The 13,468-nt window shown below is 72.2% G+C and carries 15 protein-coding genes; 9 read left to right on the top strand and 6 right to left on the bottom strand.

Features of this window, described 5'->3' with window-relative positions; translation table 11 throughout:
* Window positions 1-108 precede the first annotated feature (108 nt).
* Together ACZ6EG_RS11300 and ACZ6EG_RS11295 are read left to right on the top strand one after the other, a co-directional pair.
* Complete coding sequence (locus ACZ6EG_RS11300; RefSeq protein ID WP_079030465.1) at window positions 109-306, top strand: DUF4236 domain-containing protein; 198 nt, start codon at window positions 109-111, stop codon at window positions 304-306.
* A gap of 76 nt (window positions 307-382) precedes the next feature.
* On the top strand, window positions 383-1,912 hold the full coding sequence (locus ACZ6EG_RS11295) for a helix-turn-helix domain-containing protein (protein ID WP_053138723.1): 1,530 nt from the start codon (window positions 383-385) through the stop codon (window positions 1,910-1,912).
* Between the two features lie 144 nt (window positions 1,913-2,056).
* Here ACZ6EG_RS11295 and ACZ6EG_RS11290 read toward each other — a convergent pair whose 3' ends face one another.
* On the bottom strand, window positions 2,057-2,575 hold the full coding sequence (locus ACZ6EG_RS11290; protein WP_469603656.1) for a transglycosylase SLT domain-containing protein: 519 nt from the start codon (window positions 2,573-2,575) through the stop codon (window positions 2,057-2,059).
* 884 nt (window positions 2,576-3,459) lie between these two features.
* Here ACZ6EG_RS11290 and ACZ6EG_RS11285 point away from each other — a divergent pair.
* Window positions 3,460-3,798, top strand: a complete 339-nt coding sequence (locus ACZ6EG_RS11285) for a hypothetical protein (protein ID WP_469603653.1) — start codon at window positions 3,460-3,462, stop codon at window positions 3,796-3,798.
* Window positions 3,795-5,363 (top strand): sodium:solute symporter family transporter, encoded by a 1,569-nt coding sequence (locus tag ACZ6EG_RS11280; RefSeq protein ID WP_391968677.1) that lies wholly within the window; start codon window positions 3,795-3,797, stop codon window positions 5,361-5,363. Before ACZ6EG_RS11285 ends, ACZ6EG_RS11280 begins: the two co-directional genes overlap by 4 nt.
* 98 nt (window positions 5,364-5,461) lie before the next feature.
* Here the strand turns inward: ACZ6EG_RS11280 and ACZ6EG_RS11275 are convergent, their stop codons facing one another.
* Window positions 5,462-6,712, bottom strand: coding sequence for a poly(ethylene terephthalate) hydrolase family protein (locus ACZ6EG_RS11275; protein ID WP_469603650.1), 1,251 nt, complete (start codon window positions 6,710-6,712; stop codon window positions 5,462-5,464).
* 232 nt (window positions 6,713-6,944) lie between these two features.
* Between ACZ6EG_RS11275 and ACZ6EG_RS11270 the strand changes: the two genes are divergently transcribed.
* Entirely contained in the window at window positions 6,945-7,187 is a 243-nt protein-coding gene (locus tag ACZ6EG_RS11270) for a DUF6411 family protein (RefSeq protein WP_356612061.1), read from the top strand.
* A 153-nt stretch (window positions 7,188-7,340) separates the two neighbouring features.
* Here the strand turns inward: ACZ6EG_RS11270 and ACZ6EG_RS11265 are convergent, their stop codons facing one another.
* On the bottom strand, window positions 7,341-8,843 hold the full coding sequence (locus ACZ6EG_RS11265) for a SulP family inorganic anion transporter (RefSeq protein ID WP_469603647.1): 1,503 nt from the start codon (window positions 8,841-8,843) through the stop codon (window positions 7,341-7,343).
* Window positions 8,844-9,113: 270 nt separating this feature from the next.
* Here ACZ6EG_RS11265 and ACZ6EG_RS11260 point away from each other — a divergent pair, with 270 nt between their 5' ends.
* From ACZ6EG_RS11260 to ACZ6EG_RS11250, 3 genes are all read left to right on the top strand, one after another.
* On the top strand, window positions 9,114-9,536 hold the full coding sequence (locus ACZ6EG_RS11260; RefSeq protein WP_391968680.1) for a MerR family transcriptional regulator: 423 nt from the start codon (window positions 9,114-9,116) through the stop codon (window positions 9,534-9,536).
* A gap of 284 nt (window positions 9,537-9,820) precedes the next feature.
* Window positions 9,821-9,946, top strand: a complete 126-nt coding sequence (locus ACZ6EG_RS11255; protein WP_469603644.1) for a hypothetical protein — start codon at window positions 9,821-9,823, stop codon at window positions 9,944-9,946.
* An 11-nt stretch (window positions 9,947-9,957) separates the two neighbouring features.
* Window positions 9,958-10,833 carry a hypothetical protein gene (locus ACZ6EG_RS11250; RefSeq protein ID WP_391968681.1) on the top strand — a complete coding sequence of 292 codons (876 nt, stop codon included), beginning with the start codon at window positions 9,958-9,960 and terminating at the stop codon, window positions 10,831-10,833.
* A gap of 145 nt (window positions 10,834-10,978) precedes the next feature.
* Here ACZ6EG_RS11250 and ACZ6EG_RS11245 read toward each other — a convergent pair whose 3' ends face one another.
* A complete protein-coding gene (locus ACZ6EG_RS11245) occupies window positions 10,979-11,413 on the bottom strand; it encodes a DUF6299 family protein (RefSeq protein WP_469603641.1) in 435 nt (144 codons plus the stop codon).
* 240 nt (window positions 11,414-11,653) lie between these two features.
* Between ACZ6EG_RS11245 and ACZ6EG_RS11240 the strand changes: the two genes are divergently transcribed.
* Window positions 11,654-11,863 (top strand): DUF5999 family protein, encoded by a 210-nt coding sequence (locus ACZ6EG_RS11240; protein ID WP_391968683.1) that lies wholly within the window; start codon window positions 11,654-11,656, stop codon window positions 11,861-11,863.
* Between the two features lie 47 nt (window positions 11,864-11,910).
* Here ACZ6EG_RS11240 and ACZ6EG_RS11235 read toward each other — a convergent pair whose 3' ends face one another.
* Both ACZ6EG_RS11235 and ACZ6EG_RS11230 read right to left on the bottom strand, forming a co-directional pair.
* Window positions 11,911-12,309 (bottom strand): RidA family protein, encoded by a 399-nt coding sequence (locus tag ACZ6EG_RS11235; RefSeq protein ID WP_391968684.1) that lies wholly within the window; start codon window positions 12,307-12,309, stop codon window positions 11,911-11,913.
* Window positions 12,306-13,448 (bottom strand): acyl-CoA dehydrogenase family protein, encoded by a 1,143-nt coding sequence (locus tag ACZ6EG_RS11230; RefSeq protein ID WP_391968685.1) that lies wholly within the window; start codon window positions 13,446-13,448, stop codon window positions 12,306-12,308. The genes ACZ6EG_RS11235 and ACZ6EG_RS11230 overlap by 4 nt, the downstream gene beginning before the upstream one ends.
* Window positions 13,449-13,468: the final 20 nt, after the last annotated feature.

Below are 13,468 nucleotides of genomic sequence, written 5' to 3'. Positions count from 1 at the left end.
CGCGGTGTGGCGTGCGCCCCACCCGGGTGACCCCGGCGGCCATCTCTACGCCGAACCGGGGTATCCGACTTGCGCCGGAACCCCCGGCACTACTCGGAAGGGGGCATGATGCCGCTCACGTTCCGCAAGAGCTTCCGGATCCTCCCCGGAGTGCGGCTGAACATCAACAAGCGTTCGTGGTCCATCACGACCGGTGGCAAGAACGGTCCGCGCCACACCCGCAGCAGCACCGGACGTCGTACGACATCGATGGATTTGCCCGGCCCTTTCGGATGGCGTCGCACGACGACCAGCAAGCGGCGCTGAGCCTGGCGTTGACACCCCGTCACCCGGACAGACCCCCCGAGAGGCGCGATCTCATATCTGAGATAGCCTCAACCTCATGGCAGACGACTACCTCGTACGCATCGGCAAGCTCATCCGTGACGCCCGGCAGCACCGCGGCTGGACCCAGTCACAGCTTGCGGAGGCGCTCAACACCAGTCAGAGCGCCGTCAATCGCATCGAGCGCGGCAACCAGAACATCAGCCTTGAGATGATCGCCCGAATCGGTGAAGCGCTGGACAGCGAGATCGTCTCTCTGGGCTACTCGGGCCCGATGCACCTGCGTGTGGTCGGCGGCCGGCGCCTCTCGGGTGCCATCGACGTCAAGACCAGCAAGAACGCCTGCGTGGCCCTGCTGTGCGCCTCGCTGCTCAACAAGGGGCGCACGGTGCTGCGCCGGGTCGCCCGGATCGAGGAGGTCTACCGCCTCCTGGAGGTCCTGAACTCCATCGGCGTGCGCACCCGCTGGATCAACGACGGCACCGACCTGGAGATCGTGCCACCGAGCGAGCTGAACATGGAGGCCATCGACGCCGAGGCGGCCGTCCGCACCCGCTCGATCATCATGTTCCTCGGCCCGCTGCTGCACCGCATGGACCGCTTCCGGCTGCCCTACGCCGGCGGTTGCGACCTCGGCACCCGGACCATCGAGCCGCACATGATCGCGCTGCGCCGCTTCGGCCTGGACGTCGCCGCGACGGAGGGCCACTACCACGCGGTCGTGGACCGCCAGGTGCGCCCGGACCGCCCGATCGTGCTGACCGAGCGCGGCGACACGGTCACCGAGAACGCGCTCCTCGCCGCCGCCCGCCACGACGGCGTCACCGTCATCCGCAACGCCTCCTCCAACTACATGGTCCAGGACCTCTGCTTCTTCCTGGAGGCCCTCGGCGTCCGCGTCGAAGGCATCGGCACCACCACCCTCACCGTGCACGGCATGCCGGTCATCGACGCCGACGTCGACTACTCCCCCTCCGAGGACCCGGTCGAGGCGATGAGCCTGCTCGCCGCCGCCGTGGTCACGGAGTCGGAGCTGACGGTCCGCCGGGTCCCGATCGAGTTCCTGGAGATCGAGCTGGCGGTCCTGGAGGAGATGGGCCTGGACAACGACCGCACGCCGGAGTACTTCGCCGACAACGGCCGTACCCGCCTGGTGGACCTGACCGTGCGCCCCTCCAAACTCGAAGCGCCGATCGACAAGATCCACCCCATGCCCTTCCCGGGCCTGAACATCGACAACGTCCCCTTCTTCGCGGCCATCGCGGCCTCGGCGCAGGGCCAGACCCTCATCCACGACTGGGTCTACGACAACCGCGCCATCTACCTGACCGACCTCAACCGCCTCGGCGGCCGCCTCCAGCTCCTCGACCCCCACCGCGTCCTGGTCGAGGGCCCCACCCGCTGGCGCGCCGCCGAGATGATGTGCCCACCGGCCCTGCGCCCCGCCGTGGTCGTCCTGCTGGCCATGATGGCCGCCGAGGGCACGTCGGTGCTGCGCAACGTGTACGTCATCAACCGGGGCTACGAGGACCTGGCGGAGCGGCTGAACTCGATCGGGGCGCAGATCGAGATCTTCCGGGACATCTGACAGTCCGGGAAAGGCGCGGGGTACGACGCAGACGGGGCCGGAGGGACGTGTCGTCCCTCCGGCCCCGCCGTGCTGCCTGAGCCCCGCCGGCCTCCGCGTGGGACCGGTCGTCCCTGGGGCTCAGGCGGTCGGTGGGTCCGCCGGTCAGTAGGCGGAGTCGACGTTGTCCATGGAGCCGTACTTGTCGGCCGCGTAGTTGCAGGCGGCGACGATGTTGGCGACCGGGTCGGTGATGGAGTCCTTCGTGCCCTTGACGTGGAAGGCGTCGAAGGTGGGCTGGATCGTCTGGAGCAGGCCCTTCGAGGGGATGCCGTTCTGGGCGTTGACGTCCCAGTTGTTCTGCGCGTTCGGGTTGCCGGACGACTCGCGCATGATGTTGCGGTGCACGCCCTCGTAGGTCCCCGGGATGTTCTTGGCGTGCATGACGTCCAGGGCGGTGCGGATCCAGCCGTCGAGGTCGTCGCCGTGCTTCTTCTCGCCGGCCTTGACGATGGCCTCGATCTTGTCGGTCTGGGCCTGGGTCTGCGCGGTGGAGGCCTTGGCCGGCTCGGCGGCGTGCGCCGGGCTCGGGACGAGGGTGAGGGAGACGGCGGCGGCGCCCGCGGCGGCGAGGGAGGCCACAGCGGACTTGCGGATGCTGGGGCGGCGCATGATGGCGTGCATGGGTGTACCTCTCCATTCGGGAACGTGATGGGGAGGCCGACGGGGGGTCGGCGACGCGGTGTCCGCGTTGGACGCGGCTTCGCGTCATCAGGGCCGGTGTCTGGATCCCGGACGGGCTTTCCCCGTCCCGGTCCGGCGCTCGGCTCCCCGGTACGCCGAACACACTGCGGAACGCTCCGGCGCCGCGACAAGTGTGTGACCTACTACGCCGCTTCGCAGACCGGCCGCGTGACCGCCCGGACGGCTGGCGACCACGCGGGCGAGCGGCCGCCGGGCGTCTACTAACCCCGGCCCCGTGTGACGTGAGCCCTGTGCGCGCCCTCACAGAGCCGGTCACCCGACGGTCGCTCCTCGTCACCCTGCGGAGACGGGCGCCTCACTCGACGGCACAGCACGGTCACCGTACGGGGTCGCGAGGAAGGCCGGCATCCCGGTACCGGGCGAGGTGGTGCACGAGGACGCGCATGACGAGGTCCAGGTCGTGCAGCACCGTCTCCTCCTCGACCCGGACACCGCACTCGGCGAGAGCGACGGCCAGGGCCGGGTCCCAGGGGGTGGCGGCGGGGTCTTTGGGCCGGGGCCTCGGTCAGGGTGGTCACCGCTGCCCGGTGTTCCGGCACCGTGAACGGGTGCGCCATCGACGTACGGGTCGGCCGGCATCGGCGACAGTCCCCCGCGACCGCGGTCGCGGGCCGTCTCGGTCCCCGGTCCCGGCCGGACAGTGCCCGTTCACCGTCGGCGCGGCTCCGGATTGGGCGGCGGAACAGATCTGCGCTCGGGACGTACGGGAGTACGCGGCCGTCTGATTGACTCCGCGCCCACCCCCACACACCCGTACGCGCCCCTTCGTGGGGCGCCGGAGCAACGTGAGCGGAGCCGCACACATGTCCTTGGGACCGCAGCCCTGGCACGGGCCGCCTCACCCTGACGAGCCCTCAGCCGGCGCACAGGGCCCGGCGGAACACGAGCGACGGGAAGCCGAGGAGGCGGCACGACTGGCCGTCGGGCTGCGGCTCGGCCTCCGGATCGCCGTCGTCTGGCTGCTCTACGTGGTGCCCGCCGCCCTCGCACCCGCCGCGTACGGCACGCGGGTCGCGGGACCGCTGAGCCTCGGCGTGCTCCTCGCCCTGGTGCCGTTCGCCGTCGGTGTGCACGCACTGATGGTGTACGGGCGGCGGATCGACCGGCTCCAGCCGCAGCACGACGCGCGGAGGTGGTCATGACCACGCTCCTCGACCCCTCGTCCCGGTCCCTGGTCTTCGCCGTGTTCTGCGTGTTCGTCGTGATCTGCCTGATGCTGTGCGTCGTCACCGGCGCCGACGAGGACAACCGGGCCCTCGTACGGTCCGACAGCCGTCGGCTGCGCTCCTGGCAGCAGGGCATCGCGATGGGCGGCGACACCACCACGGTCGCGACGGTCACCGTACTGGTGGGCATGGTCGCCACCTTCGGCTTCGACGGCCTCGGCGTCATGCTGGGCAGCCTGATCGGGGTGCTGCTGCTCCTGGTGCTGATCATCGAGCCGCTGCGCAGACACGCCTCGTTGACCCCCGCGGACATGCTGGACGCGCGCGGCAACGGCGGGCCCGCCGTCCGCGTCTCGTGGGGTGCGGTGACCCTGCTCGTCTGCTTCCCGCTGCTGGTCGTGCAGTTGGTGGTGGTCGGCAACGTGGCCGCCGCGCTGATCGGGCAGCCGGGTGTGCGGACCGGCTGTGTCGTGGTGATCGGCTGCGTGATGACGGCGCTGGCCGTCAGCGGCGGGATCCGGGGCACCGGCGTGGTCATGATCGCGAAGTCGGTGATCACGCTGCCCGTGCTGGTGATCGCCGCCGTGCTCGTGCTCCACCGCTTCGGCGGGGACCCCGGGCGGCTGCTCGACGCCGCCGCGCACGGCTCGGGGACGGGTGAGGCCTTTCTGCGGCCGGGCGGCTACACCGGCGACGGGTGGGTGGGCGCCGTGAACCGGATCGGTCAGACCTTCGGCATGTCGATGGCCACGCTGGCGATGCCCGCCGTGCTGATGCGGGCCATCGCCACGAAGAGCCCCCGGGGCGCCCGGACCGTCGGCCGCTGGATGCTCGGCGAACTCACCCTGCTGTACGGCGCGCTCGCCGTCGTCGGCATCGGGGCGGCGGCCCTGGTCGGCGAGGCGCTGCGCGAGGCCGGGCCGGCGGCTCAGACGTTCACGCCGCTGCTGCTCGGGCGGGCGCTCGACAGCGGCGGCATCCTGGTCGCGGCCCTGGCCTGCGTTCTCTTCCTCACCGCGCTGGCGGCCGTGGTGGATGTGACGCTCGCCGCCGGCATCGCCCTGGGCCGGGACGTGCTGGGCGCGTCCGGCAGACGGACGGCGGGACTGGCGGACGGTGCCGCGTCGCGGGGCTCCGCGGCCCTGACGGGGGCGATGGCCACGCTGATGGCGGTCGTCGCCGCCGACTGGAACCTGGTGGTCGTCTCGACGCTCTGGCTCGCCGTCTGTGGCGCCGCCCTCGCGCCCGTACTGCTGTACGCCCTGTACTGGCCCGGCTTCACGGCCCGTGGCGCGCTGTGGTGCCTGTGGGGGGCGACAGCACTGAGCGTCGCGGCGCTCGCGCTGTCGCCGTACACGTCCGGCACGCCCGAGTCGATCTTCCCGGGTCTCGACTTCCGGGTGTGGGACGTGACGATCCCGGGCCTGCTGACGGTGCCCGCCGGATTCCTGCTCGGCTGGCTGGGCAGCGTCACCGATCCCGGCCGCTCGGCGGACGGCGTACCGGGCTCCCGGCGCCGCGCCACACTGGACACCGCCTGAACCGCCGGCCTGAACCGCCCGCGTGCCGCCCGCCGTCGGCTTCCGGTGGGCGGCACGGTGCCGGTCGGTGGGGGCCGCGCCGACCGGTCGCCGCGGTGTCACCAGTTCTTGTACCGGACATCGCCGAGGCCGCAGAAGGCGCAGTCGGGGCGCAGGAAGTCCTGGGTGCGGCGGAACTCCTCGTCGGCCAGGTGCCACCGGAGCCAGGCGGTGACGATGTGCTGACCGTTGCGGGTGGCGAGGATGTGGTCGGTGCCGTCGAGGACGTTGAGCCAGACCGGCACGTCGGTGCCCGTGTAGTCGCGTTCCACGTTGGCGGTGGCGAAGTCCTCGTCACCGCCGATGTAGAGGGCCGGATTGCGCAGGCTGTCGGGGCCGTTGCCGTCGAACGAGCCGCCGGCCACGTGGACGGTGGTCTCCAGCCGTGGATCGTCCGCCACGTCGAACGTCCCGATGGACCCGCGGGAGTGGCCGCCGAACGCCACCTCGGAGGTGTCCAGGTCCCCGTACAGCGGGCTGCTCCGGTCGGTGTTCTGGTCCTCCAGCCAGTCGAGGGCCTCGACCATGTAGGCGCCGCTGCTCGACGAGACCTCGCTGTAGACGACGAACCCGTGCGAGGCCCACTGGCGCAGCATGTCCTCGTAGTCGGCGGGGTCGGAGCCGGCGCCCGGGCCCCAGACGAAGACCGGGTGGTCCACGCCGTCGCGGCCGGCGTCGGCCGGGTTCACCAGCCAGCCGTCGCCACCGGGGCCGGCGGACTCGTCGACGGTCACCGCGTACGGGCCGGGCTCGGTCACGTCGTCCACCGGGGGCAGGGACCCGGGCGGCGGTTCGGTCGGTCCCCCGCCGTCGGCGGCCTCGACGAGCACGTCGTCGACGGTGAGCGTCTCCAGGATGCCGCCTGCGTCCAGGGAGAACCGCAGCCGCAGATCACCGCCCGCGGCGGAGTCCGGCAGGGGGAACGACACCCTGCCCGTGGCGGTGCGTGCCGATTCCAGCGTCGTGAAGGAGCCGCCGTCGACCGAGTAGGCCACGGTGAAGGTCTCCCCCGGGTCCAGCCCCGACGCCGCCCGGGTGTAGGAGAGCGTCAGGTCGTCGTACCCGGCCAGGTCGACGGGCGCGGAGACCATGGACGGGTCCGAGGTCAGCGAACCGCTGAGCCGGGCGCCGTTCGTCCCGGTTCTGACGGTGCCTGAGGCGGTGAACGTGCCGAGCCCGTCGGAGAAGTCCTCGCTGTAGACCGGGGTGACGGCGGAAGCGACGGGTACCGCCACGGCCGCCGCCCCGACGGTCATGATGCCGACGGCCGCGGCGCCGAGTAAGCGCAGGCGCCCACTGGTTCGAGACATGTCTGAGACCCCTTCCGGCCACGCCGTCCGACTGGTCGGCGTGCCCTTGCCGGTTGCGCGGATCGTGTCTGCTGCCGGGCCCCGTGGATCGTTCCGGGGCCGGTCCGCACCGAGTCAAGCAGTCGCCCGCCGAGGGGGAATCGGTGAAATCACCGGCCGGGCCGGTCCGGGCGGGCATGCCGCCACGTCCCCGGGGCACGCGATGGACACGCCACACTTCGGGAGGCTTGTCATGATGGTCGTCGGGATCGTCGCTGTCTGCGCCGTGCTGCTCGTACTCGCCTTTCTGGTACCGCGCCTGTCCCACCACCCCCAGCGCGGCACCCAGCGGACGCTCGGCGCCGGTTCACGTGCCGGGGGGAAGGCCCCCGGTGTCCTCGGCCGCGCCCTGAGCAAGCCGTTCCGTAGCAGTTCCAAGGCCGTCGGCCGCAGTGGCTCGGCCGGTCGGCGCGCCCGCGGCCGTATGCCGTTCTGACGCGCCGGGACCACCGGCCGGTGCGACCGGCCGAGACCGTACGTCGTCAACCGGCCGGGCCCGTACGCCCTCGGCCCTTCCGAGGGCCTGGGTACGGGCCCTGCGCCGTGGTCGGGCCCGGGCGGCGCCGGCGGTCGCGGCGTACCGGCCCGTTCAGTGGCCGCCGGTGAGCCGGCCCGCCAGGCGCCGACGCATGTCGGCGCTGGGTTCGTCGAGGCCGGTGAAGGAGACCTTCTTGCCGCGCTGGGCGTACTTGGCCTCCACGGCGTCCAGTGCGGCGATGGAGGAGGCGTCCCAGACGCGGCTGCCGGACAGGTCGATGACGACGTCGTCGGGATCGCCCTTGTAGTCGAAGCGGTGGACGAGGTCGTTGGACGAGGCGAAGAACAGCTCGCCGGTGACCGCGTAGACGACCTGCTTGCCCTCGGGGTCGACCACGCCGGAGACGTCGGCCCTGTGGGCGACCCGCCTCGCGAAGATGATCATCGCGGTGACGGTGCCGACGACGACGCCCACGGCGAGGTTGTGGGTGGCCACCACGACGACCACCGTCGCCACCATGACGACGGTCTCGCCGAGCGGCATGCGCTGGAGGGTCGCCGGCCGGACGGAGTGCCAGTCGAAGGTGCCGACCGACACCATGACCATGACGGCCACGAGCGCGGCCATGGGGATGTCGGAGACGACCGGGCCGAAGACGATGCACAGCACCATCAGGAAGGCGCCGGCCAGGAAAGTGGACAGGCGGGTCCGGGCGCCGGACACCTTCACGTTGATCATCGTCTGGCCGATCATGGCGCAGCCGCCCATGCCGCCGAAGAAGCCGGTGACGATGTTGGCGACGCCCTGGCCGATGGACTCACGGGTCTTGTTCGAGGGGGTGTCGGTGATGTCGTCGACCAGTTTGGCCGTCATCAGCGACTCCATCAGGCCCACCAGTGCCATGGCGAGGGCGTAGGGCGCGATGGTCGTCAGGGTGTCCACGGTGAAGGGGACGTCGGGCAGACCGGGAACGGGCAGGGAGGAGGGCAGTTCGCCCTTGTCCCCGACCGTCGGGACCGCGATGCCGGCCGCGACGGTGATCACGGTCAGTACGACGATGGAGACCAGCGGCGCCGGGAGCACCTTGGTGACCTTGGGGAAGAACACCATCAGGGCCAGGCCTCCCGCGAGGAGCGGGTACACGGCCCACGGAACGTCGTGCATCTCCGGCACCTGCGCCGTGAAGATCAGGATGGCCAGCGCGTTGACGAAGCCGACCATCACCGAGCGGGGCACGAACCGCATCAGCTTGGCCACGCCCAGCGCTCCGAGGATCACCTGGAACACGCCGGCCAGGATGACGGCGGCGACCAGGTATCCCAGTCCGTGCTCACGGTTGAGCGGGGCGATGACGAGGGCGACCGCGCCGGTGGCGGCGGAGATCATCGCCTTGCGGCCACCCACCACGGAGATGACGACCGCCATGGTGAACGAGGCGAACAGACCGATGCCGGGGTCGACACCGGCGATGATCGAGAAGGAGATCGCCTCCGGGATGAGCGCCAGGGCCACGACCAGGCCGGCCAGCACCTCGGTGCGCAGGACCTTCGGGGAGACGAGCCAGTCGGGCCTGGACATGCGCGACCGTGGAGCTGCGGACAGCGGTGAGGACATGCAACCGTTTCCGTTCGGGCGCGGGCGTCCCTTGCCACTGGACACACACGCGAGATGTTCGTGAGCACGCGAGAGCGCGGCTCCCCCGGCAGCCCGGCCGCCACGGCGTGGAGCCTTGCCGGACAGGGCGGCAACCCTGTGGTCGCCGGTCAGGCATCATTGCCCCACGGTCGCGAAAGTCTACCCTGACGTGAGGGAAGAGTGCGAGTCGCCGCTGCTGGGGCGCGGGCGCACGGCGCGGCCGTACCGACAGAGGGAGAGGGCTCGGTGATGACGGAACACCGGCAGATGCAGATCGGCGAGGTGGCCGAGCGGACCGGCCTGTCGCTGCGCACCATCCGGCACTACGAGGAGGTCGGCCTGGTGATCCCCTCGGCCCGCAGCAAGGGCGGCTTCCGGCTGTACACGGCGGCGGACGTCGATCGGCTGATGGTGATCCGTCGCATGAAGCCGCTCGACTTCACCCTGGAGGAGATGCGCGACCTGCTGGCGATCACCGACCGGCTCGCCGCTCGGGAGGACGCGCCCGCCGGTGCGGAGAGGGAGCTGCTGCGGGAGCGGCTGGCCTCCTACCGGAAGGTGGCCGACGCGCGCTGCGAGACGCTGCGCACCCGGTTGTCGATGGCCGAGGACTTCGCCGCCACGCTCCAGCGGCGCCTGGACGACGAGTCCGGGCAGCCGATCCGGCGGTAGCACGCGGATTCGTCGGCGCCCACACGCCCGGACACCCGCACGCCCGGACGGCGTTGCGGTCTTCGTACTGCCTGACATTCGAGCCGGTGTGAATTCGAGATTGCGTAAGTATCGCAGAAATCGTTCACTCGACTGCCGCGCATCCGACGGAGTAGGCAGACGTTACTTCGGATATGACAGAGGAATACGGGGAATTGGTGACGCTTGGGCCATACGTTTACCGGCCCGGCAGAGATCACTGCCCGTCACCGAGTGAGGGAACTCTGACCAGAGGCGGGCTCCCCGTGCCACTCCGGGTGACCGAGCCCGTGCTCCAGCGCTTCCTGGACGTCATGACCGAGCTGGAGGCCGGCCTCGCGGAGCGGTGGCGCCGGTCCCAGGGAATCCGCACCTACACCGCGTCGGAGTGACCGGGGGCGTCATGCACGAGGAACAGATGCACCATCACATGACGTACGGGGAGGGCTCGTTCCGCTCCTCGGGCACCGGCCGGCACCGGGCGCCGGAGGGACCGCCGCAGGAGGCGCTGGTCCCGCCGGAACCCGGCTGGGACCCGGCCGAGGAGCTCGCGTTCCTGCTCCAGGACGCGATGCACCAGCAGGCCACCGTCATTCAGGGGACGGCGGACACGTCGGCGATCACCCCCGTGCCGGGTACGCCGCTGGGCAATCTGCAGGAAATCACGGCCGAACTTCCGCCGCTGCGGGAATTCCCCACGAGCCACCGCCGTATTCGCAGAAAAGTGAGCCGCCTGCGTGCCGCGAGTCTTTTCGTTGCGGCGCTCGCCGCGGTCATCGCGGCCTCCGTGAGTCTGTTCGGCGGCATGGTGGCCTACGAACCGCTGCGCCTGGCCGCCGTGACCCGCACCCGTGCCGGTGTCGTTTCGTGGTGGCCCCTGCTGGTCTACGGGCCCTGGCTGGTGGCGTCGCTGGCCGTGCTGCGGTCGGCGCTGCACCAGCGCCGCGCGGTCCACTCCTGGGCCGTGGTGCTGCTGTTCTCGGCGATCGCGATGCTGCTGTGCATCGCGCAGGCGCCCAGAACGCTCAGCGACGGCGCTGCGGCCGCCCTCCCGGGACTGGCGTCGCTGGTGTGCTTCCAGCAGATCGTCCGCCAGATCACGCTCACCCGTCCGCCCCGGCGTGCGTTGCCGCGTCACCGCCAGCGCCCCGCGCCCTCACCGGAGGCCGGGGACGGGTCGGCGGAGGCGGCGGACCCGGAGGCGGTGTCCCTGCCGCACCAGCGGATGCGGCCCTCGCGCACGCCGAGGCCCGGCGCGGGGCCGGGACGGCGGACCTGACCGTCAGCCCGGCCCTCCATCGCCCCCGTCGCCCCCGACCGCCCCTGTCTCCCCACCGCCCCCGCCGGCCCCACCGCCTCGGACGTCGCCCTACACGAGGAGCGGGCCCCGCGCCCCGGTGGTGCGGGGCCGGTGGCGGTGAGGCTCAGCCCTCGACCAGCGTCACGTCCTGGCCCTGCCGCGCGTGGAAGCTCGGCAGCGGCAGGATCCCCGTGGTGCGCAGTTCCATCAAGGTGGCCTCGACCCGGGCCGCGCCGGGCTCCAGCGCCTTCTGGGAGGGCGTGCCCGTGTTGATCCAGCGGTGTTCGAGGCCGTCGCACACCGCTCGGGTACCGCCGATGCCGTACCGGACGGACGGGTCGCCCTGGCTCACGGAGGAGCTGACGAAGACGGGGCCGGTGCCGGCGGCGCAGCGGTAGGTCCCGGACAGGGTGACGCTGCCGTCCGCGGCGATACGGCCGGTCGGGTCGACGGTCACCGACTCCGTGACCTGGCGGGCGTCGTGGGTGGCCGCCGTGGCGGTGGGGACGGCCAGCAGCAGGGCGGCGGCGGTGGCGAGGGCCGCGGATCGTACGGGCATGGAGAACCTCCCGGTCGGACGGAATGGGGAGTTCCACTGGTACCCGGCGCACGGGCCGCCCGGAGTGACCGTCACCCACTCGGTGGCGAGTCCGCGTCGGCCGTCGTGGAACCGTCGCCGGCTCGTCCGGGTCTTGTCACGCTCGGCGCCCGGGGGTTGGCGGGGCGGTGCGACCGGGCGCACGGTCGGTACGAGGGACGGTCCCGACGACGGGACGGTCCTCCGATGTGGAGGTGCGCCATGTGTACCCACCGGTCTTCCCGCTCCGCGGCCGACTCCCCCGCCGCGCGGGCCGGCACCGCGCACGTCGTCGCCGCCCACCCCGAGCAGGGCTGGAACCTGCTGTGCGACGGCACGATCGTCTTCGACGACACCGGCGAACTGCTGCCCGACGGGCGCGTGGTCGCACCGTGCCGGATGCCCGCCGGGAGCCTGGCCATGGCCGCCTGATCCCGGCCCGGCCCCCGGCACCGGTACCTGCGCGCACCGCGGGGGCCCTACGGCAGTACGGCGAACCCGTCGAGTTCCACCAGCGCCCGCTCGTCCCACAGGCGTACGACCTGCACGACCGCCATCGCCGGGTAGTCGCGGCCCGCCAGCTCGCGCCAGACGCGGCCGAGATCGGCGGCGTGCGCGCGGTACGCGGCGACGTCGGTGGCGTAGACGGTGACCCGGGCGAGGTCGGCGGGGGTGCCGCCGGCCGCGCGCAGGGCGGTCAGGAGGTTGGCGAGGGCCTTCTCGAACTGGGCGGGGAGGGTGTCACCGGTGACCTTGCCGCCGGCGTCGAGGGCGGTCTGCCCGGCCAGGAAGACGACGCGGGTGCCCGTGGCCGTGACGGCGTGGGAGAAGCCGGTCGGTGGGGAGAGTTCGGACGGGTTCACCCGTTCCACGGTCATGTCCCGGTCTCCTTCGTGGCGTTGACGGCGCGGTACAGCTCCTTGGCGATGATGCCGCGCTGCACCTCGCTCGCGCCCTCGTAGACGCGGGGGGCGCGCACCTCGCGGTAGAGGTGTTCGAGCAGGTGCCCGCGGCGCAGGGCACGGGCGCCGTGCAGCTGGACGGCCTGGTCCACGACGTACTGGGCGGTCTCGGTGGCGAGGAGTTTCGCCATCGCGGCGCGCCGGGGGACGTCGGTGGCGCCCTCGTCGTACGCCGTCGCCGCGGCGTACACCATCAGCCGGGCCGCCTCGGTGCGCAGGGCCATCTCGGCGACCTGGTGGGAGACGGCCTGGAGGTCGCGCAGCTTGCCGCCGAAGGCGTCGCGGGTGCTGGTGTGCGCGAGAGTGGCGTCCAGGGCCGCCTGCGCCATGCCGACGGCGAAGGCGCCGACGCTGGGGCGGAACAGGTTGAGGGTGCCCATGGCGACCCGGAAGCCCCGGTCGGGTTCACCGAGGACGTCGTCGGCGGTCACGGGAACGGCGTCGAAGGCGAGGGCACCGACGGGGTGCGGGGACAGCATGTCGAGCGGGGTGCCGGTCAGGCCGGGGCGGTCGGCCGGCACCAGGAAGGCGGTGACACCGCGGGCGCCGGCGCCGGGCGTGGTGCGGGCGAAGACGGTGTAGAAGTCGGCCTCGGGGGCGTTGGAGATCCAGCACTTCTCCCCGGTGAGCCGCCAGCCCGGGCGGCCGTCGCGGTCCGCGTGGAGGCTGAGTGCCGCCGCGTCCGAGCCGGCGTCGGGCTCGCTGAGGGCGAAGGCGGCCACCGCGCTGCCGTCGGCGACGCGGGGCAGCCAGCGGGCGCGCTGGACGTCGGTGCCGTGGGCGTGCACCGGGTGGGCGCCCAGGCCCTGGAGGGCGAGGGCGGTCTCCGCCTCCGTACAGGTCTGGGCGAGGGACTCCCGCATCAGGCACAGGTCGAGCGCGCCCGAGGTGAAGAGGCGGGGCAGCAGGCCGAGGGCGCCGAGTTCGGTGACGAGGGCGCGGTTGACGCGGCCCGGTTCGCCCTTGTCGGCCAGCGGGCGCAGCCGCTCGGCGGCCAGGGCGCGCAGTTCGGCGCACCAGGCGAGTTGTGCCGGTTCGAGCGAGAATGCGGTCATCGCCGGTCCCTTCCCCTGCC

The organism is Streptomyces sp. NPDC041968, from assembly GCF_055589025.1.
Note: the sequence above shows the minus strand (reverse complement) of the source record. Positions and strands in the feature narration are given on the sequence as shown.